16 protein-coding genes are annotated in these 19,626 nt (G+C 54.6%); 9 read left to right on the forward strand and 7 right to left on the reverse strand.

Going from position 1 to position 19,626, the window contains the following annotated elements; all coding sequences use genetic code 11:
* Position 1 precedes the first annotated feature (1 nt).
* The gene (locus RBB44_RS12810) at positions 2-2,188 is read left to right on the forward strand and encodes a peptidase domain-containing ABC transporter (protein ID WP_306147734.1); all 2,187 of its coding nucleotides are present in this window, start codon (positions 2-4) and stop codon (positions 2,186-2,188) included.
* A 56-nt stretch (positions 2,189-2,244) separates the two neighbouring features.
* Positions 2,245-3,585 carry an HlyD family type I secretion periplasmic adaptor subunit gene (locus tag RBB44_RS12815; RefSeq protein ID WP_133951565.1) on the forward strand — a complete coding sequence of 447 codons (1,341 nt, stop codon included), beginning with the start codon at positions 2,245-2,247 and terminating at the stop codon, positions 3,583-3,585.
* Between the two features lie 71 nt (positions 3,586-3,656).
* On the opposite strand, the gene RBB44_RS12820 is transcribed toward RBB44_RS12815, so the two are convergent.
* From RBB44_RS12820 to RBB44_RS12835, 4 genes are all read right to left on the reverse strand, one after another.
* Entirely contained in the window at positions 3,657-4,688 is a 1,032-nt protein-coding gene (locus RBB44_RS12820; protein ID WP_209174747.1) for a glycine betaine/L-proline ABC transporter ATP-binding protein, read from the reverse strand.
* Positions 4,681-5,568, reverse strand: coding sequence for a proline/glycine betaine ABC transporter permease (locus RBB44_RS12825; RefSeq protein WP_306147735.1), 888 nt, complete (start codon positions 5,566-5,568; stop codon positions 4,681-4,683). Before RBB44_RS12825 ends, RBB44_RS12820 begins: the two co-directional genes overlap by 8 nt.
* Before the next feature lie 74 nt (positions 5,569-5,642).
* The gene (locus RBB44_RS12830; protein ID WP_306147736.1) at positions 5,643-6,635 is read right to left on the reverse strand and encodes a glycine betaine ABC transporter substrate-binding protein; all 993 of its coding nucleotides are present in this window, start codon (positions 6,633-6,635) and stop codon (positions 5,643-5,645) included.
* Between the two features lie 461 nt (positions 6,636-7,096).
* On the reverse strand, positions 7,097-7,993 hold the full coding sequence (locus RBB44_RS12835; RefSeq protein ID WP_306147737.1) for a LysR family transcriptional regulator: 897 nt from the start codon (positions 7,991-7,993) through the stop codon (positions 7,097-7,099).
* A 90-nt stretch (positions 7,994-8,083) separates the two neighbouring features.
* Between RBB44_RS12835 and RBB44_RS12840 the strand changes: the two genes are divergently transcribed.
* The 3 genes from RBB44_RS12840 to RBB44_RS12850 all read left to right on the forward strand — a co-directional run bounded on the left by RBB44_RS12840 (position 8,084) and on the right by RBB44_RS12850 (position 10,358).
* Positions 8,084-8,497, forward strand: a complete 414-nt coding sequence (locus tag RBB44_RS12840; protein WP_209174750.1) for a VOC family protein — start codon at positions 8,084-8,086, stop codon at positions 8,495-8,497.
* Positions 8,494-9,441 (forward strand): glyoxylate/hydroxypyruvate reductase A, encoded by a 948-nt coding sequence (locus RBB44_RS12845; protein ID WP_306147738.1) that lies wholly within the window; start codon positions 8,494-8,496, stop codon positions 9,439-9,441. Before RBB44_RS12840 ends, RBB44_RS12845 begins: the two co-directional genes overlap by 4 nt.
* 98 nt (positions 9,442-9,539) lie before the next feature.
* Complete coding sequence (locus tag RBB44_RS12850; RefSeq protein ID WP_306147739.1) at positions 9,540-10,358, forward strand: sugar phosphate isomerase/epimerase; 819 nt, start codon at positions 9,540-9,542, stop codon at positions 10,356-10,358.
* Positions 10,359-10,370: 12 nt separating this feature from the next.
* Here RBB44_RS12850 and RBB44_RS12855 read toward each other — a convergent pair whose 3' ends face one another.
* Both RBB44_RS12855 and RBB44_RS12860 read right to left on the reverse strand, forming a co-directional pair.
* A complete protein-coding gene (locus tag RBB44_RS12855; RefSeq protein WP_306147740.1) occupies positions 10,371-13,037 on the reverse strand; it encodes an AsmA-like C-terminal region-containing protein in 2,667 nt (888 codons plus the stop codon).
* A 109-nt stretch (positions 13,038-13,146) separates the two neighbouring features.
* A complete protein-coding gene (locus RBB44_RS12860; RefSeq protein ID WP_306147741.1) occupies positions 13,147-13,767 on the reverse strand; it encodes a TetR/AcrR family transcriptional regulator in 621 nt (206 codons plus the stop codon).
* 133 nt (positions 13,768-13,900) lie between these two features.
* Here RBB44_RS12860 and RBB44_RS12865 point away from each other — a divergent pair, with 133 nt between their 5' ends.
* Entirely contained in the window at positions 13,901-14,641 is a 741-nt protein-coding gene (locus RBB44_RS12865; protein WP_306147742.1) for an SDR family oxidoreductase, read from the forward strand.
* 75 nt (positions 14,642-14,716) lie between these two features.
* Here the strand turns inward: RBB44_RS12865 and gndA are convergent, their stop codons facing one another.
* Positions 14,717-16,141: an NADP-dependent phosphogluconate dehydrogenase gene (gene gndA / locus RBB44_RS12870; protein WP_306147743.1), complete on the reverse strand. Its 1,425-nt coding sequence runs from the start codon at positions 16,139-16,141 to the stop codon at positions 14,717-14,719.
* 242 nt (positions 16,142-16,383) lie between these two features.
* Between gndA and RBB44_RS12875 the strand changes: the two genes are divergently transcribed.
* The 3 genes from RBB44_RS12875 (at position 16,384) to RBB44_RS12885 (ending at position 19,626) form a co-directional block, all read left to right on the forward strand.
* Positions 16,384-17,364 (forward strand): ABC transporter substrate-binding protein, encoded by a 981-nt coding sequence (locus RBB44_RS12875; protein WP_306147744.1) that lies wholly within the window; start codon positions 16,384-16,386, stop codon positions 17,362-17,364.
* A 6-nt stretch (positions 17,365-17,370) separates the two neighbouring features.
* Entirely contained in the window at positions 17,371-19,086 is a 1,716-nt protein-coding gene (locus RBB44_RS12880) for an iron ABC transporter permease (protein ID WP_306147745.1), read from the forward strand.
* Positions 19,087-19,158: 72 nt separating this feature from the next.
* Positions 19,159-19,626 (forward strand): GNAT family N-acetyltransferase, encoded by a 468-nt coding sequence (locus RBB44_RS12885; RefSeq protein ID WP_306147880.1) that lies wholly within the window; start codon positions 19,159-19,161, stop codon positions 19,624-19,626.

Raw genomic sequence — 19,626 nt, forward strand, 5'->3', positions numbered from 1 at the left:
CATGTCCCTGGCAGCGTTTGAAAACAGCTCCGCTTATATTCAGGGTTCAGACCCGTCTACCCGGCGCTTAAATCTGGCAAGCCGGGTCCGCCAGCAAGCAGGCACACATATTGACCGAAACACGGCAGCTGAAGCATGCCTCTTGCCGGTGCTGGAAGCACTTGGGTGGGACGGCATGGAGCGGCACCTGTTTGAGGCTTTGCCACATCTTGAGGGCATCACCGAAATCTATGATTTGCGGGCCGTGCTTACCCGGCTCAACTACCGGGTCACCAGCTCATCAAGGCCGATCAAGCAACTCACAGCGGAGCAATTTCCCTGCCTGTTAAAGGTCGGACAAAATGTCTGTGTTGGCCTTGGACCAAGCGGGGACGGCCGGCTTCGTGTTTTCAGCGGCGAAGCTCAGCAAACTGTGAATCTTGATTACTCTGCCCTGAAGGATGCAGAGCTGTTCCTGATCGCCGAAGATGATCCAACGGCCACTTCCGGCTTCAAACATTGGTCATCCAGATTGTTTCACAGATTTCGGGGTACGCTGACCTCGATTATGGCAATCGGCTTTCTTGCCAACCTGTTGGCGCTCGGCCTGCCCTTGTTTGTGATGAACGTCTACGACAAAGCGATTGGCGCAAAGTCCGTTTCCGTTCTCATTACACTCATGATAGGCATCGCGGTGATCTTGTGTATGGATTGGCTGGTCAAGGGTACCAAATCCCGCCTCCAAGCATACCTTGGCGCACGACTGGACGCTGTCGTTGCGAATACGACCTTCCGCCATTTCCTACACCTGCCTTTGCCATTGACGACTTCAGCACCAATTGGCGCACAGATCACCCGCCTGAAGCAGTTTGACGGTGTCCGAGAAATATTTCACGGCAACCTTGCTAATGCTCTGATTGACCTGCCATTTTCTGCTTTGTTCGTGGTGGTTCTTTCACTGATCGGCGGCCCGCTCGCGCTGCTTCCGCTCGGCTTGCTGGGGCTCTACATCATCGCCGCGCTTCTCATCGTTCCCCGGATGAAACGTGCGATCAACCTTGCCGGTGAGGCCAAATCCCGCGTCCAGAACATCACGGTAGAAATCCTGTCAAAGCGCGATGCGATCCAAAATTTGTCCGCAGATGACGTTTGGATCGACAAGTTTCGTGCCCTGTCAGCAGATTTTGCGCAGAAGAACCTGAAAACAAAACACCTGTCTCAAATCATGCAGGTCATCTCGCAAATGATGATGACTCTGTGCGGTATCGGTGTTTTGGGTTTCGGCGCCATCATGGTGATGAACCAAAGCCTCACACAAGGCGCCTTGATCGCGGTCATGGCTTTGTCCTGGCGCGCGTTGAACCCGATGCATCAGGCCTTCCTGAGCTTCTCGCAGCTCGGCCAGGCCCAGCAAACGATCGAACGGATCAACGGTCTTTTGAAGATCGACATGGAACGGCAACCTGGCAAACTCCCGAGCTTGCATCGTCAATTCCTAGGTACTGTCCGCTACTCCAACGTGGTGCTTCGCTATCCGGCCCGCCAGGAACCCGCATTGCGGAATTTCTCTTTACAGGTCGAACAAGGCGCAGTCGCTGCGATCACAGGCCCAAGTGGATCAGGGAAAACTTCTCTGGTTCGTGCGACGCTGGGGCTTTACCGGCCACAGATGGGGGCGGTCTTGGTGGATGACCTCGATATCCGCCAGCTGGATCCGGGTGAATGGCGCCATGCAATCGGCTATGCGCCCGAACACTACGATTTCTTCTACGGGACCATCGCCCAGAACTTCCGGATGGCCAATCCGCAAGCTGACAATGATCAGGTCCGCGGCGCATTCGAAGACTTTGGCCTCAACAACTACGCAGAGCTGCTTCCTCAGGGAGTTGAGACGCGTCTTACAGGCCAGCTTCTGCAAGTGCTTCCAGACAACGTGAAACAGCGGATCCTGCTTGCAAGGGCCTTCGTACGGCCGGCCTCAATCTACGTTCTGGATGATCCAGCCGGCAATCTAGATGTTGATGGCGACAAGCTGCTGATGAAAAAAATTGAACAGGTTCGCGGTAAATCAACCGTCATCCTGACCACTTATCGGCCAAGCCACATGCGGATCGCTGACCAGCTCGTCTACATGCAGAACGGAATGGTCACCATGGCAGGTCCGCCATCAGAGATTTTGGACGACGTCCTGAAACAGCAATCGAAGTAATTGGAGCGTGCGCTGAGAAAAGCCGCACCTCACGACAACCGCCGAGGAAGAAACCGATGGCAGCCAAAGATACCTCAGATCCGCTTCGCAAAGCCGTTTATGGCCGAGTAGGATTGCCACTCGAATTGGAGGACGGGGTTCCACCGGCCTTCTACACCCGGCTGTTGATCGGTCTCACGATTGCGACCCTGGCACTCTTGGTATGGGCAGCCATTGGTCAGATCCGTGAAGTTGCCAACACGATCGGTGAAATCACGCCTGCAGGTCAGATCCTTGCTGTCGAACACCTGGAGGGCGGTATTGTCAGTGAGATCCTCGTTGAAGAAGGCCAACTCATCATGGCAGGCGACCCGATCGCTCGCCTCGAGAAAGAAGACACTACTGCCGAACTTGGCCGCATTCAGAGCCGCCTGAGTTATCTGGAACTCGAAGAAGAGCGGCTAAGAGCCCAAGAGTTCAGTGATCCGAACACAGTTGGACTGCGTTTGGACCCGGCAGTCAGCGGTTTGAGCACACAGCAACGTGCCGCACTCACAGCCAACCGCAGAGCTGTCGCCGATGAACAGGATGCTTATACGGCTCGTGTCGCACAAAAACGTGCGGAAGTGGCCAGCCTGGAGGCCCAGGTTGTTCTGCAACGGTCACAAGTGGAGCTGGAACGGGAAAAATTCCAGATTCAAGAAAACCTTCTGAAAGATGGCTACACATCCCGCCGCCGGTATCTTGAATCAAAAGGTGAATACCAACGTTCCCAGGTAACGCTGGAACAGCTCGTCGGCAATCTGGCACAAGCCCGTGAAATGCTGACCGAAGCTCAAGCGAGCCTGAACCAGGCGGGCGCTGAGGTGAACCGGGATGTAGCCGATGAGCGCGCTCGAATTGCTCAAGAGCGGGCTGAGCTGGCACAGGAAATCGCGAAACTCGAAGACAGGCAGAATCGCTTGTTCGTAAGGGCTCCAGTTGATGGCTACATCAAAACACTGGGTCAAACCGGACGTGGTGCTGTTGTGAATCCGGGCGACATGATCGCGGAGATCGTTCCGCAGACCGAAAGCATGGTGGCTGAGGTGAAGGTCAATCCACGCGACATCGGCCACATCAATGTGGGCGACAAGGCTGAAATCACGATCACCAGCTATGACCCGAACATCTATGGGACGATCGTCGCGGAGGTGGAAACCATCTCAGCATCCAGTTTCCAAGATGAATATGGCGAGTACTATTTCAAGGCTGACCTTGGCTTTCCCGGCAACACCATCGGCACCGGGAATGTAACCAGCCCCGTCCGGCCGGGCATGCAGGTGAATGCGCAGATTGTGACCGGGTCCAAATCAGTCCTTGCCTATCTGCTCAACCCTGTCACGCGCGCAATGCGCACGGTGTTCTCAGAACGCTAAGCGATTGGGACACAGCAAACAAAAAACCCCGGTCAACCGACCGGGGTTTCTTTTTGTCTGGTTTCCAGCCTTCAGTGGGACGCTGGCGTCACCATCGCACTGATGGTGTCTTGAACGTTCAAAACACCCAAGGGCTTTCCGTCACCGTTGACAACACAGCACTCGCCTTGACCGGTTTCGGCAAACTTCTTGGCTGCTTCTTCCAGCATAATCCCGCTCTGGACGGTCAAACCGCCCTCGAGGGTCTTCGTCTTGTCCATCACTGTATCGACGAGGATCACGCGCCCACGGTTCACCTCCTTGACGAAATCAGCGATGTACTCGTCCGCAGGCCGCAGGACAATCTCTTGTCCAGTGCCTTGCTGAATGACTGCACCATCGCGCAAGATCGCAATCTTGTCGCCGAGCCGCAGCGCTTCATCTAGGTCGTGAGTGATGAAGACGATTGTCTTGTGAAGCTCTTCCTGAAGATCAAGCAAAACAGTCTGCATATCCATACGGATCAACGGATCAAGCGCTGAGAACGCTTCGTCCATAAGCAAAATGTCCGCATCGTTTGTCAGAGCACGGGCAAGACCGACACGCTGCTGCATACCGCCCGACAACTGGTTCGGATAATGGTCTTCAAAGCCTTCCAAGCCAACACGAGCGATCCATCGTGCAGCCCGTTCCTCAGCCTCTTTCATAGAGACGCCCTGGATTTCCAGCCCGTAGACCGTGTTTTTCATGACAGTCCGGTGCGGCAGGAGCGCAAACTTCTGGAAGACCATCGCTGTTTTGTGGCGACGGAATTCCCTCAGCTCACCCTGAGACATCTTACAAACGTCTTCATCACCGTAGAGCACTTCTCCGTCTGTCGGATCGATCAGTCGGTTGATGTGCCGGATCAAGGTGGATTTCCCCGACCCGGACAACCCCATCACCACCTCGATCTTACCGCCAGGCATAGAGATGTTGATGTTGTTCAAGCCCAAGACGTGATTGTGCTTTTCGTTGAGCTCGGCTTTGGACATGCCGTCCTTTACGAGCTGCACCATGTCTTTGCCGTTTGGACCAAAAATCTTGTATAGATTTTTAATCTCAATGCCTGTCGCCTCACCCATGGATCACCTCCGAGTGTTTCTGAAGGCGCTTACCGTAGGCCTGGGTCGCGCGGTCGAAAATAATGGCAATCGCAACGATCGCGAGACCATTCATGACGCCCATCGTCAAATACTGGTTCGCAATGGCGTTCAGCACCGGCTGACCGAGACCTTTCACGCCGATAAGAGCCGCAACAACAACCATCGCAAGTGCCATCATGATGGTCTGGTTCACGCCAGCCATGATCGTTGGCAACGCAAGTGGCAGCTGCACATTGGTCAACTTCTGCCAAGAACTGGAACCGAAGGCGTCTGCTGCCTCAAGAACGTCTTGGTCAACAAGACGAATACCGAGGTTGGTCAGTCGGATCATCGGCGGAATGGCGTAGATAACCACCGCAATCATGCCTGGCACTTTGCCAAGGCCGAAAATCATGACCACCGGAATGAGATAAACGAAGCTCGGCATCGTCTGCATGAGATCGAGCACTGGATTGATGATGCTTTGAATTCGATCTGAGCGGGCCATCAAAATTCCAAGCGGGATACCCAACACGATCGCCATCATCGTACAAACAGTCACCATGGCGATTGTGCGCATGGTGTCTTCCCACATGCCGAGATAGCCGATGACACAAAGTGCCACCAAGGAGCCGATTGTAATTCGGGTGTTCCGGCTCATGAGATAAACAATCCCAACCAGCACTGCCAGGATAATTGGCCAAGGCGAGTTGATGAGCAGTTGCTCCAAAAAGATCAGGAAGTCCTTGATCGGATCAAACGCACTTTCGATTGCGTCCCCGTAGGCACGCGTAAAATCCTTAAAGGCCCCGTCAATTGTTTGGCGCATTTCGCGCAAGCCACCCCGGCTCATAGCGGGGAATTCTTGTAACCACTCCATCACTCTCGTCCCGTTTCTTTGCCCCTCAATGAAGAGCCCGCATCGTGATGCGGGCTCCTTTTCGCTTCAACGGATTATAGAGAAGCTTTCACTTTTTCAGCGACTTCCGGGCTGACCCACTGGGTCCATACATCTTCAAAGTTTTCAAGGAAGTAGTATGCGCCGTCTTCGTTGGTCGCCTGATTGTCAGTCATCCATGCCAAGACCTTACCGGCAGTCCGGTTGTCCCAAGTCCGGCCTTTCACGTAGTCCATGGTCGGACCAGCTTTTTTGGCAAACTCTTCGGTAACAACTGTGAACACCTCGGATTTAACCCAGGAGTTTGGCTTCGGGTTCGGGCAGTCTTCAACAACTGTACACTTGTCCCACTCTTCCTTGTCGTGTTCGACTTCAAAATCGAGCAGTGTCATGTCGTACTTGCCGAGGATCGCTGTCGGAGCCCAGTAGTAACCGAGCCAACCTTCACCGCGCTCGTTTGCACGAGCCAAAGACCCGTCAAGACCGGCAGCAGAACCCGGATCTACGAGTTCGAAACCAGCTTCGTCGAAACCGTTTGCGCGGAAGAGGTTACCTGTCGTGATGCGGCAGTTCCAACCGGTCGGACAGGTGAAGAAGCCACCCTTGGTGTCGTCCTCGGCGCCTTTGAAGAGATCTGGACGCTCTTTGGCGGCAGCTACGGTGTAGATGTCATGCTCTTCGGCGATAGCGGTCGGAACCCAAAAGCCTTCAACACCACCTTCGTTCAGGATTTCACCACCGATGATCAGAGATCCTTCAGCGACGGCCTTATCAAGCGGCTCACGCACAGCGTTAATCCAGAGCTCCGGAGCCATGTCCGGCTCACCCTTCTCGTTCATGGACGTGAAGGTCGGCATGGTGTCGCCAGTGACCAACTCAACATTACAGCCGTATCCATTTTCAAGAATGATCTTGTCGATGTGCGCGATCGCGCCGGCAGATGCCCAGTTCATTTCCGCAACAGTGACTGTTCCGCATTCTTCGGCCATGGCGGAAGACGCCATCCCGACGAGCGCAGTCGCAGCGACTGTGACAAACAACTTTTTCATGGGGTACTCCTATGCAGTCTGTTTGTTGAGTTTTCCATTGGCGCATCCTGAGAATACTACAACTCTAGTATTCACCTCCCGGCGCATCAATTGATCATGTAAATTGGGAATGTGGATCAAATCACACAAAAGGGCGGGAAGATCTAAGATCTTCTCGACTGCCTTTACTCGTAGCATATACTTCGACCCTGCTCCCTAATCTTCAGCATGAGCCCATTGGGCCGCACGAGGTCGAAACAGGTATTTCGACCAAGCTCTTGGGCTCGCTCTCAATACCATTGCATTATGCGACGGCCAGCACAACAGTTGACCTGCACTTCTTTTGCCGATCGTTCCTTTTATTTCCCAGACTAGCCAAGCAGCGACATTTTCCTGCCAATAAACGCCACAGAAGATAACATTATGACTTTTAAGTGCAGTTCTGAATACACTATTTTGGCTAATTTTTAATTAAAAACACCTTAAGGTTGTGCTTTTGCTTGCCGTGGACTGAATTTATCGGAAGCACCTAATGCGGTGTTTTGCAAAAGCAAATCTATTTTGGCGACGAGGGACATGTTCCGTTGCAGCAAGACAATCGAACGCTTCGGGATGGAAGGAATTGGCGACGCCGAAGCACAGAGATCGGAATGATGAATTTCGAGACCAGACCAACGAGGGACTGCCGCTTGCCCAAGCCCCTCATGGACCATTGCGGCAATGGTCTCCGGGGAATCCAGTTCACACAAAACAGGCACATGCGAAAGTGCCTTATCGAGATAACGGCTCGCCAGCCCCCCTCCCCAAGATGACCGGTCGTAGATAATCCAGGGTAGAACATCGTTTTTATCCTGCCGAAGGTGCGTTTCTGGGCGGATATGCAGAAAGGGCTCTTCTGCAACCGGGAAGGACCGGATCCCCTTCGGCAGCTGAAACGGAGGTGCGACGCAAATCACTGCATCAACCTTTTCAACCAACAGATCTTCATAAAGCGCTCGGGAGTTGCCAGGCAGAACAGACAGTTGCACATCGGGCGCCTGTTCACGAAACGCCCGCACAACCTTGGGCACAACATCAAGCAACGCCGTTGAAATAGCTCCAATGCGATAGGGCCCGCTCAGACGGTCATTTGATATCCCAAACGACAACCGGCTTGCATCACGAACCAACGCGCTTGCTGCTGGAAGAAGCCGCTGACATTCTGGCGATGGCTTTACCGTTTTGGCGGAACGAACGAGAAGTCTGCAATTCAAATCAGTTTCGAGCACCTTGATCCGCTGACTGATTGCAGCAGCGGTTAAGCCTTGTTGGCGCGCAGCCCCGGCAATGGACCCCGTCTCGACCACAGCAAGGAGGCTTTCCAAAAATCGCGTGTCCAATATTTTTTCCTATGCTCAGAGAAGAAAAAACATAGTAATTGTTTTTCTCAGGCTCTGCTATGAAACAAAGACCTCAGTTGGAGACGACATATGCAGCCCTGCTTTCACCTCGCTTTTCACGTGACCAATCTTGATGACGCCCGCGCCTTCTACGGTGAATTGTTGGGCTGCCAAGAAGGACGCAGCACCGACACATGGGTTGACTACAATTTTTTTGGACACCAGCTTTCGCTGCATATCGGGAAACCTTTCGAGACCACCAACACCGGAAAAGTTGGCGAGCACATGGTTCCGATGCCGCATATGGGCGCGGTGCTTGATATGGGCACTTGGAAAAAAGTGGCGGACCGGCTCACGAGCGCGGGCGTCGAATTTGTTATCCCGCCTACCATCCGTTTCGAAGGGCAACCAGGGGAGCAAAGCACCATGTTTTTTCGGGACCCTTCCGGCAATCCGATCGAGATCAAGGGATTTGCCGATGAAACGGGAGTTTTCGCTGCATGATGCCCGTAATACCTTTCGTTTCCGAGGTCGGCGGTGTGGAGCGGAAAGCATGGAAAGATGCGCTGCCCGAAGCCCTGAGCGGGATTGCGCAAGTCAAGGCGTTCGATGATCTGACACAGGTTGAACGAGAGAAAGCCACCGTCGCTATCGTCGCAAATCCAGACCCGACAAAAGTGGCCTCACTTCCCAACCTGGTTTGGGTTCAAAGCTTATGGGCCGGCGTTGAGCGCCTGGTCGCCGAACTGCCGGACACGGGTCCCCAGATCGTGCGCCTCGCGGATCCGCAAATGGCGGAAACCATGTCGGAAGCGGTCCTTGCCTGGTCTCTCTATCTCCACCGTGACATGCCGGTATATATGCGGCAGCAGCGGGACCATGTCTGGCAACACCATCTCCTGAAAACGCCTCAGGAAGTAACGATCGGTGTGCTGGGAATTGGAGAACTCGGATCAGCTTCGGCACTGCGCCTGAAAGCCAATGGCTTCAATGTGCTTGGGTGGAGCCGGTCCCGCAAAACACTCAAAGGCATCGAGACATTTGCCGGAGCAGAAGAACTCGACAAAGTCCTGGCCCGATCCGACATCCTTGTGCTGCTGATGCCTTTGACAGGCGACACACGCGGTCTGATCGGCAAGCAGTCACTGGCTTCGGTGAAACCGGGTGCAAAGCTGATCAACTTCGCCAGGGGGCCGATCGTAGACACCAACGCGCTTCTTGCCGCGCTTGACGACGGCCGTGTCGGGCATGCCGTGCTGGATGTTTTTGACCAGGAACCCTTGGCCAAGGAGCATCCCTTCTGGTCCCACCCTGAAGTGACAGTCCTCCCTCATATCTCCGCGCCAACAATCACCAGCACTGCATCTGCGATTGTTGCTCAAAACATCAAACAGTATCTGGAAACCGGCAGCATCCCGCCAACCGTTGATCGTCAAAGGGGCTATTAAGGTACGCCCCACGCCAGTACCGTTTACGGCCGTCGCAAAACTGTCACCGGTTACCGCCTAAGAGGCGGACATTGATGTTCAATTTTTCAGAGCCGAATATGTCCAGTCTTCCTATCCTTGGCGCTGCCATGTCGCTGTCGTCTTTCGAACGCCACCGGGATCTCATGCTTGAAAAACAGCGGGACCTGGAACTACAGGATTTTGTAACCGGGGAAGTCCTAAACGGAGACTGGGCGTCCATTGCGGACCACGCCAAGAAACTGCTGGATGGACATAAAGGTCGGGTTGGCATCCATGGCCCGTTCTGGGGCTTTACAGTTGATGCAAAGGACCCTGACGTACGAGAGATCGTCAAGAAACGTCTGTTGCAGGGGCTTGAGGCTTGCGAAGCCATTGGTGGCACACACATGGTCGTGCACAGCCCTTACTCGACTTGGGATTACAACAATCTCGACAACTACGAGACCGGCCGGGCAACAAAGATCGAACTCTGTCACCTCACGATGACAGAAGCGGTCAAGCGCGCAGAAGATATCGGTTGCGAACTGGTGTTTGAAAACATTGAAGACAAGGACCCTTACGCTCGCATTGAACTTGCCGAGAGTTTCGGTTCGCAATCTGTGAAGATATCCATAGACACGGGTCATGCCCACTACGCCCACGGGTCCACAGGCGCACCGCCGGTCGACTATTTCATCAAGGCTGCGGGCAACAACCTAAGGCACATTCATCTTCAGGATGCTGATGGCTATGCGGACCGTCACTGGACGTTAGGAGAAGGCACCATCAACTGGCCGAGCGTGTTTGCAGAACTTGGAAAACTGGACAGCGACCCGCGGCTGATCGTTGAACTGCGGGACGTTTCCGGGCTACCCGCCTCAATTGCCAACATGGAAGCTCTAGGGCTCGCCCAATAGACAATCGGCGATCTATTTTGGACCTGTGTTTTTGGGAATGACGCACGGGCGGGCGTCTTTATCGATGGCGCCTGATCCGGAAAAGATGTGACCGAGGACGTTGATCGGAAGTGACAAGACCTCTCCCATGGCTCGGCCAGCTCCACCGTCTTTCACAATGAGTTCCGGGTCCGACAGGCTACCCTTGATTTCAAATGGAGACACAATCTCAACAAGTTGCTTTTTCTTAGCGCGCGGCAAAAAGGCCAAGTCCAGATTGCCGCTTTTGAAGTTGACTGAGCCGCCTCCGACAATCTGAACATTTTCGGTTTCGACAACCAGGGAATTGCCTGACGCTTTACCGGATTTGAACCGGAGTGGCAGAACCGCACAGACCAGCTCGGCGCCCTGTTCCGAGTTACCGGACATCAGCCAAGTGAAAACACTCAAACCGCTGAGCTCGATCAAACGGTCCGGAAAACGTCCTCCCCACAAGGATGTTGTCACTTTGCCGTTCAACGTATCCAAAAAAGCATCAAGAGAGCCGGTCTCTCCGTGGAGATCGAGACTGGCGTAGACAGTGCTGCTGATCGGAGCCGTGAGGCCAAGCTCATTCATCAGGCTCTTGAGTGGAAACTTTTCCATCCGCCCCTTGATTGAAGCCACCGGCGGTTCTGTTTTGAAGTTAAAACCGAGATTACCGCTCACCCGTCCGCCGATATATGCCAATGCCAACTCTGCGATGCTCAAAACCTCGTCCTCGAATAGAACATGTGCCGAGATGTCACCTGCTTTCTTTTTGCCAACGACTAGGCTTTTCGCTGCGACATGAATGCTGGCCGCAAACTGGGATGCGTCACCGTCAGTAATCTCAAGTCCGGTCTCCGGTCCTTCAAACCCAAGCTCGGCAAGCTGCGCGAGACCTGATAACTCCGAGAGGTTCAAAGCTTCAGAGCGAATATCACCGCTCAAGAGCCAGGTAGAAGTCTCGGGCTTTGGACCAACATTCAGATCGGCCGAGATAGCGCTGCTGCCGGAAAGAAACTCTCCGGAAATCCCGAGTTCGCCAGCTTGCAGGCTGCTTTGACCTGAGAAAGTGATATCTGGCAATGGTTCTGAAGCCGCCCCCGAAACCAGCTCTACGACTGCTGCAGGGTCCGGAATTGCAAATTCGGTTGTGAAGTTAAGCTCATCAACGCGGCGCAACTCAGGCACGGTCAGGTCAAAACTGAAATCCAGCAGATCGGTGCCTTCCACCGCCCCCTTGAAGGTGTTGAGAGCAAACCAGCTATCGGAATCGCTGAGTTCAACCTGCCCGACAAGCGTTCCAAGATCCGGTCGTGGTTCTCTGTTCGAGTTGAGAAAGAAGGACACCGGATATTCAAAACGTCCGGCAAGCGTTATCCCGTCCAATGCGATCACATCATCTATCTGACCAGCCAGTGTGAGGTTTGGACCGCCATCGGTCCCATTATTGATAGTCAGCTCCTGCAGGCCTACCCGGCCGTCTTCGGATTTAACAATGTGACCCACGGAGATTGGACCGATCGTCTCAATATCCAAGATGGCGGCGTTGGTTTTGACTTGCGCATTGCGAATCGCCAGATCATTCAACGGGCCGTAGATTTCGCCGGCCAGCGCCAAAATTTCAATTGCCAGTTCATTGTCCGTTGACGCGAACGGCGCTAAAAGCGCGTTGAGCGAAAGATCCAAAGACGGATCCAGGCTGGCGTTTTCAACCGCTCCCGTAATCGTCACCTTGTCGGAGTGCCGGCTTGTGACGTTGATCTCGATGTTGGAAATCGATAACGACTCAAGCGTTCCAGAGAACTTCCAAGACGCATCGACTTGACCATCGACTTCACTGGTCAATCCGCCCGAGGCCAATGCTTGAGCCAGCGAGCCGGAAGACAATTCCAGCTCACCCTCAACACCGGCGTAGGCTGTCGAGGTGTTGATCCTGCCGGAAATTTTGGAGTTTATGCCGGGAAACGCCAGCGCGAGTTCAAAGGCGCCATTTTGCAGTGGCCCGTTTTGCGGTGGCCGGGCAATTTCACCCGATATTTGAAGCGGAGTTCCGTTCAAGTCGGCATCCAGTTCAATATCGAGCGTGTCCGTTTCTTCTGACGGAGCAATGTTGAGCGAACGGATATTAGCTCGCTCATTCCATCCACTTTGGACGCCCAGGTAGTGTAAGGTAACGTCGGTCAATTTCAGCGCTTCAAACACCGGCAGATTGATAACCTCAGACGGCAGCCGGTAATAGGAAAGTTCCTCGTCAGTGGTCTCCCCCGGAGACGCCAGCAATTCAATGTCAGCACCAGCCATTTCAAAATTGGAGATACCGGATAGGTCGCCGAGAAGAAGTCTGTAAGGTGCATCAAACCGGACATAATCAAAAAACCTTCCGGTGCCGCCTTTTGGCTGGCTGTACCGCTCGACGACGGCATCCTCCATCCGCACAACGATCTGAGACCCGAATTCGATCCGGACAGGACCTTGCACCTCTGCCGACCGATCGAGCTGCACCGTCAGAATGCGGCTTGCGATGGTTTGCCGGAGTGGCTCAAGGACTCCAAGGGTTAGAGCCGAGACCATAAGAGCAGCCAATACCAACAGACCAACCACACAGCCGGCGAAGACACGCCGGACTATTCTGATGTTCGGCCGAACCGTCACTTTCGGGGTTTCTATTGCCACTTTGGAGACCGCTTCTCTTGCAGCCCCCCGCCGGGGGATCTGAATGTGAACTGCAATTACAGATCAAACAGATATTGCTTTCAACTGAGAAGTCTCCGGTGCATGGATTTTATCCCTGCGCGCCCCCGCCCGGAGGGTCTACTGGCAGCACCGACAAACTGACCTCGATCATCTTGTCCAACTCAGTCAGCGAAAGCCCAGCTTGGGCCATGGACGAAATGGCGGCCGCTTGTCCCGCGAAGAAGTCTGCAAGTGCATTGATATCGGTGCTGTTCGACAACTCGCCTTCGGTCTCGGCCCGCCTTAAGCGCAGAAGAAAGGCGTCCCGCCGCTCAAAATTAAGGTCTTGAAGCGCCTGTTTCAATTGCTGGCTTTGGGCCGAACAAGTGAAACTGTTGTTGACGATGAAACAGCCCTCGGGCAGTCCGCTCCCTTCTTTCGCGTGCAGCACGCCCCTCAAAGCGGTTCGCAAGCTCTGTTTCAGAGGTTCAGGTGAGTTCACAAGATCGTTGACAAGAGGCGCACCAATCTCTTCCTGGTAGAGCCGCAAAGCCTTTTGGAAAATCTCGTCCTTGTCACCAAGGTTGGCATAAAGGCCCGGCTTGGCCATTCCCGTGGCGGACACAAGATCCGCCATTGACGTGCGATCATAGCCCCGCTCCCACAAAGTGTGCATAGCGGTTTTAAGCGCATCCTTCGGATCAATTTTTCTCGGCCGGCCTCTCGGCATGTGCTGGTTGTCCTACGTGATCGCAAATTAAAATACCAATCCGTATTTTATTGTCTTGAAACTCGCTTTCAAGCACTTATTAAAATACCGTATCGTATTTTATTCGATCTGCCACCAGAGAGGACGTTTGCAAATGTCGAAAATTGAAGGAAAAGCCGTCTTGGTCACAGGCGCGAACCGGGGCATCGGACGGGCGTTTGTCACTGCGCTTCTGGAACGCGGTGCCGCAAAAGTCTACGCAGCCGCGCGCCAGCCAGAAACACTGAGTGATGTAGTTGCGCACAACAATGGCAAGGTGGTTCCAGTCAAGCTGGATGTGACTAAACCGGAAGACATTGCGGCCGCGGCAAAACACAAGGACGTAGCACTTGTGATCAACAATGCGGGAACGGCCGGTTTCTCAAGCTTCACGAATCCGGATGCCGCAGATCGCGGGCGCTTTGAAATGGAGACCAACTATTTCGGCACTTTGAATGTGTCTCAAGCCTTTACTCCGATCCTGAAAGCCAACGGCGGAGGCGCGATCATCAACCTAGGATCGATCGCCTCGCACGTGAATTTCCCGGTCTTGGGGACCTACAGCGCCTCGAAAGCGGCCGTACACTCGCTGACACAGGGCCTTCGAGCGGAGCTCGCAGCACAAGGAACGCAAGTTGTCGGCGTCTACCCTGGACCGGTGGATACCGACATGGCGGAGAAGTTTGAAACCGATAAAACCTCGCCTCAGGAGGTCGTCCGGCAGATCCTTGATGCCTTGGATAAGGGGAAAGAGAATGTCTTCCCAGACCCTACATCGACGCAATTGTATGATCAATTCCTCGCAGCGCCCGATGCAACGGCACAGTTTGTTGGTCAGACATATCTGCCCGGCTAACAAGACAGAAAATTCTCGAGCGCGCCACTCGGCGCGCTCAAACTGCCACGCCTGGTCTAATTCTATGATCCGCCCTTAACCCATCGCCCAGGGACCGTGATAGCCACCGCCCTCCTTGTCCGTACGCGCAAATCCATGTGCTCCAAAGAAATCACGCTGACCTTGAAGCATGTTCGCAGTCGAACGCTGGGTCCGCATAATGTCGAAATACGACAGCGCGGCCGATAGGGCCGGAACCGGCAGTCCGTGAAGCGTGGCCTGTGCCACGACCTGGCGCAGGTTCGCTTCGGTTTCTTTCAATTTTTCAGTGAAGAACGGGGCCAGCATCAGATTGCGTTTTGCATCGTCCGACAGTGCGGACGACATGTCGTTCAACATGGCAGAGCGTATAATACAGCCGTTGCGCCAGATCTTGGCGATCTCCGGCAATGGCATGTCCCAGCCATACTGTTTGGCGGCTTCGAGAATGAGACCGAACCCCTGCGCGTAACAGATGATCTTTCCGGCAACGAGCGCAGCCTCCAGAGCGTCAATTCCGATGAGGTCCTTGTCCATACGCTGAGGCGCAGCGCCGAACACCTGTTCGCCCTTATCACGCTCTTCAAGTCTCGCGGACATATTGCGCGCGGCAACGGCAGCCTCGATTGCACTGGCAGGCGTGCCAAGCATCAACGCCTCGATCGCTGTCCAGCGGCCCGTGCCCTTCTGACCCGCGGTGTCCAGAATGATATCCAGCATCGGCTTGCCGGTTTCCGGATCTGCCGTCTTGGCGACCTTCCCTGAGATTTCGATCAGGTACGACTGCAGTATCCCGCCATTCCAGCGTTCAAGAACCTCACCAACTTCGGCTGCGCTCATACCGAAGCCATCACGCATCACACCATAGACCTCGGCGATCATCTGCATGTCGGCATATTCAATGCCATTGTGCACCGTCTTGACCAGGTGACCGGCACCGGCAGCGCCAAGGAATGCGGCACACGGCTCGTCCTCATACTTGGCCGAGATCGCCTCCAGAATATGCCCCACGCGGTCCCAGGCGGATTTGTCGCCCCCACCCATAATGGACGGACCAAACCGGGCCCCTTCCTCACCGCCAGACACTCCGATGCCCATGAACCGCGGCCCCTTTTCATCGGCTTCTTCCGCCCGCCGATTGGTGTCGTGGTAGTTGGCGTTGCCCGCATCGATGATGAGATCATCCGCATCCAGAAGCGGACGAAGAGCCGCGATCTGCGCGTCAACGGCCTCCCCGGCCGGCACCATCAAAATGATTGCGCGCGGTGAAGCGATCGACGCAACGAAGCCCTCAAGGGCCTTGCTTGGCACGAGTTTCCCAGCCAGCGGACCCGACTTTTCCATGAACTGATCGGTTTTTTCCGATGTCCGGTTAAACACGGCAATCCGAAAACCGTTTTCAGCGATATTGAGCGCCAGATTTCCGCCCATCGTTCCAAGGCCGATCAGGCCGATTTCCGCTTTAGCGCCGTCAGTTGTCATGCATTGTGCCCGTAAGTTTTCTTTAAATCGATTTGACGTGGTGATAGCCGACCTCATGACAATCGGCAATTGCCTGGTGTCATCGTCAGTGAAGGGGCAGCGTATTTTCTCAATCGTCCGTCAATAAGACGGAAGCCCCAATCACGTATTTTTACCTAGCAGCCAAAAAAATCTGTCACACAAGCCTGATAGCCAAGGCCATCTGTTAACCACCAGTGGCCTTTCGCAAGAGGATCCGTGACATGAAAAAGTTCCTGATGGCTGCCGGCATTCTTGCCGGTGCAACCGCATCCGCATTTGCCGGCGACGTTTCCGGCAAACTGGTTCTTTATACCTCCCAGCCGAACCAGGACGCCCAGGCAACGGTCGACGCGTTCACCGCAAAACACCCGGGCGTTGAAGTCGAATGGGTGCGCGACGGCACCACAAAAATGATGGCCAAGCTGCGCACGGAATTTGAAGCAGGCGCGCCGAAGCCAGACGTTCTCTTGATTGCAGACATGGTCACCATGGAAGGGCTGAAGCAGGAAGGCCGTTTGATGGCCCACGAAGGCGCTGATGTGTCCGCCTATGATCCGGCTCTGATGGATGATGACAAAACCTACTTCTCCACCAAGCTGATCACTAGCGGCATCGTCTACAACATCAATGCACCGATGAAGCCGTCCTCCTACAAGGATCTCCTGAAGCCGGAGGCCAAAGACAAATTGGCCATGCCGTCTCCGCTGACCTCCGGTGCGGCCACCATCCACATGGCAGCTCTGACCTCCGACCCGGATCTCGGCTGGGCCTTTTACGAAGGCCTTGCTGATCAGGGCGCCAATCCGAAAGGTGGCAACGGTGGCACCTACAAGGCCATCGCCGGCGGTGAAAAACTCTATGGTTTCGTCGTGGATTTTCTTCCGATCCGCGAAAAGCTGAAAGGCGCTCCGGTCGAATTCGTGTTCCCGGAAGAAGGTGTTTCTGCTGTCACCGAACCGGTTGCGATCCTGTCCACCGCCCAGAACCCGGTTGCTGCCAAGGCTTTTGTTGATTTTCTTCTTTCCGAAGAAGGCCAGAAATTGGCGTCGTCTCAAGGATATCTGCCAGCCCACCCGGCTGTTGCAGCACCGGAAGGCTTCCCGGCTCGTGACCAGATCAAGCTGATGGACTTCGATCCAGCAAAGGCCCTCGAGCGGGATCAAGCCAACAAGATCAAGTTCACCGAGATCTTCGGTGGCTAAGACTTGATGGCGCAAGCCCAGAAATCAAAACTCCTCAATGGCGAGAGGATCTCTCTCGCCATTTTGGTTCTCTGCGCGACGCTCCTGTGCGGGTTGCCGCTCCTCCTCTTGTTCAAGATCGGATTGACACAGGACGGCGCGCTTGCTTTGGCGCCGCTGGCAGAAACCTTATCCAGCCGGTCTGTTCAAAGGGCGCTCTGGCACTCCATGGAAAGCAGCCTTTTGTCGGCGCTCGCGGCAACAGTCTTGGGAACAGTTCTGGCCCTGATTGTCGGACTGACAGATGTTCGCGCCAAGGGACTGCTCGTCTTTTTGATCCTCCTACCGATGATGATCCCGCCGCATGTCACGGCAATTGCCTGGATCCAGGCACTGGGGCCGGCAAGTCCGGTGCTTCGATGGATTGGGCTGGCACCCGAAATCGGGTCGACGCATCCGCTTTATTCACGCGAGGGTCTTGTTCTTCTTCTGACACTCCAGCACAGCCCCTTGGTCTTCCTGCTGGTTCGAGCAGCGCTCCGGTCCTTTCCGAGGGAATTGTCTGATGCTGCGCGCGTGTCCGGCGCAGGGGCATTCCGTCTTTTGACAAGAATTACGCTGCCACTCCTCGCGCCAGCTTTGCTCGCCGGCTTCGCTCTTGCATTTGTCGCAGCGCTTGGAAACTTCGGCATCAACGCGCTGATCGGCGTTCCGGCACGCTACACGACACTGCCGGTTCTGATTTGGCGAAGACTGGCGAGTTTCGGGCCGGATGTCCTCCCGAATGTCGCAATCATTTCGGTCATCCTGGCGCTGGTCGCTCTTGTAGCCCTCCTCATACAGGGGGTGTTGCAACGACGTATGCGCGCCAGCCTCATTGGCCTGCCGCAGGACCCGCTGGCAATCTCGCTTGGGTCAAAACGCAAATGGGTAGAAGCAGGTCTTTGGAGTTTTGTTGGCCTGGTTCTGTTGCTTCCCGCTGCATCGCTTCTGGCGACTTCCTTGGTGAAGACATACGGGCTCCCGCTTTTAGCAAGCACCGTGAATCTGGACAATTTCGCAGAAGTTCTCTGGCGCCAGTCTGTGACGCTAAGAGCCTTTGCGAATTCGACGCTGATTGCTGCCATTGCAGCGGGCGTCATCGCGGTCATCAGCATCTTCTTGGGGTACTTCCTAAGTCACCGGCATAAAATTTGTCGCCTTGCGGGGACCGCAACGGCCGCACAGGCAGAGATTGCTTTTGCCGTGCCCGGTCTGGTCCTATCCATCGCCTTTATTCTGGCGTTCATCCATCCGCTACCGTTCTTGAACATCTCCCTCTACAACACGCTTTGGATCATTTTGATTGCTTATATCTCCGCTTTTCTCGCGGTCGGATTAAAACCCGTTGCAGCTGCCTTTGTGCAGATGGACAGATCACTGGAAGACGCCGCCCGTGTATCCGGCGCGGGATTTTTTCGGCGCGTCCGGCGGGTATTTGCGCCGCTTGTTGCGCCGTCTGCAGCTTCCGGCGCCATTCTCGTGTTCCTCACTGCCTACAACGAGGTCACTGTCTCGGCACTTCTGTGGTCCACGGGAAACGAGACAATCGGAACCACCATTTTCAATTACGAAGATGGTGGTTACACAACGCTCGCAGCTTCCATGTCTGTGGTGGTTGTTCTGGCAACAATACTGGTCATGCTCGGCATGAATGGTCTGGCAAAACGCGTGCCCTCTGGAACGATCCCCTGGAAGGACTAGTATCAGTCTTAGAAAGTGTGAGATTTGAAGATCAGACAAACACGCAAAAGCGATATCTCAGCTCTTCAGGCCGTGGAGATTTCCGCGAGCAGAGCCTTTCTAGAAATCGAAGGATTGGAAACCTTCGCGGATGGCAGTTGCGCGACCGAAGAACAGCATATGTCTGCAATCGAACCAGGAACAAGTTGGACCGCGGAAACAGATGACGGACAACAGGTCGGCTTTCTGGCCGCGATCCCGGAAGACGACGCAATCCATGTCTATGAGATTTCCGTTCATTCCGATTACCAGAAACAGGGGATCGGCAAAGCGCTGATGGAATACGCTGAAGCCCATGCAAGAGCGCTCGGACTATTGGAAATGACATTAACGACGTTCAGGCACGTGCCCTGGAATGCGCCATTTTATGAAAGACTGGGGTTCCAGATCCTGAAGTTGGAAGAATGTGATGCGCGGCTTGGCAGCATCCTCGCGGAAGAACTCGGCCGCGGATTGCCTATGCCCGAACAACGCTGCGCCATGCGCAAAGCGCTGACTTGA

It is taken from the genome of Roseibium sp. MMSF_3247 (genome assembly GCF_030733765.1).
Taxonomy (GTDB): Bacteria; Pseudomonadota; Alphaproteobacteria; order Rhizobiales; family Stappiaceae; genus Roseibium.

What these genes read in the sequence shown, in the direction of transcription:
- RBB44_RS12810 (WP_306147734.1), top strand. Translation starts at nt 2, where the DNA reads ATGTCCCTGGCAGCGTTTGAAAACAGCTCCGCTTATATTCAGGGTTCA.
- RBB44_RS12815 (WP_133951565.1), top strand. Translation starts at nt 2,245, where the DNA reads ATGGCAGCCAAAGATACCTCAGATCCGCTTCGCAAAGCCGTTTATGGC.
- RBB44_RS12820 (WP_209174747.1), bottom strand. Translation starts at nt 4,688, where the DNA reads ATGGGTGAGGCGACAGGCATTGAGATTAAAAATCTATACAAGATTTTT.
- RBB44_RS12825 (WP_306147735.1), bottom strand. Translation starts at nt 5,568, where the DNA reads ATGGAGTGGTTACAAGAATTCCCCGCTATGAGCCGGGGTGGCTTGCGC.
- RBB44_RS12830 (WP_306147736.1), bottom strand. Translation starts at nt 6,635, where the DNA reads ATGAAAAAGTTGTTTGTCACAGTCGCTGCGACTGCGCTCGTCGGGATG.
- RBB44_RS12840 (WP_209174750.1), top strand. Translation starts at nt 8,084, where the DNA reads ATGCAGCCCTGCTTTCACCTCGCTTTTCACGTGACCAATCTTGATGAC.
- RBB44_RS12845 (WP_306147738.1), top strand. Translation starts at nt 8,494, where the DNA reads ATGATGCCCGTAATACCTTTCGTTTCCGAGGTCGGCGGTGTGGAGCGG.
- RBB44_RS12850 (WP_306147739.1), top strand. Translation starts at nt 9,540, where the DNA reads ATGTCCAGTCTTCCTATCCTTGGCGCTGCCATGTCGCTGTCGTCTTTC.
- RBB44_RS12860 (WP_306147741.1), bottom strand. Translation starts at nt 13,767, where the DNA reads ATGCCGAGAGGCCGGCCGAGAAAAATTGATCCGAAGGATGCGCTTAAA.
- RBB44_RS12865 (WP_306147742.1), top strand. Translation starts at nt 13,901, where the DNA reads ATGTCGAAAATTGAAGGAAAAGCCGTCTTGGTCACAGGCGCGAACCGG.
- gndA (WP_306147743.1), bottom strand. Translation starts at nt 16,141, where the DNA reads ATGACAACTGACGGCGCTAAAGCGGAAATCGGCCTGATCGGCCTTGGA.
- RBB44_RS12875 (WP_306147744.1), top strand. Translation starts at nt 16,384, where the DNA reads ATGAAAAAGTTCCTGATGGCTGCCGGCATTCTTGCCGGTGCAACCGCA.
- RBB44_RS12880 (WP_306147745.1), top strand. Translation starts at nt 17,371, where the DNA reads ATGGCGCAAGCCCAGAAATCAAAACTCCTCAATGGCGAGAGGATCTCT.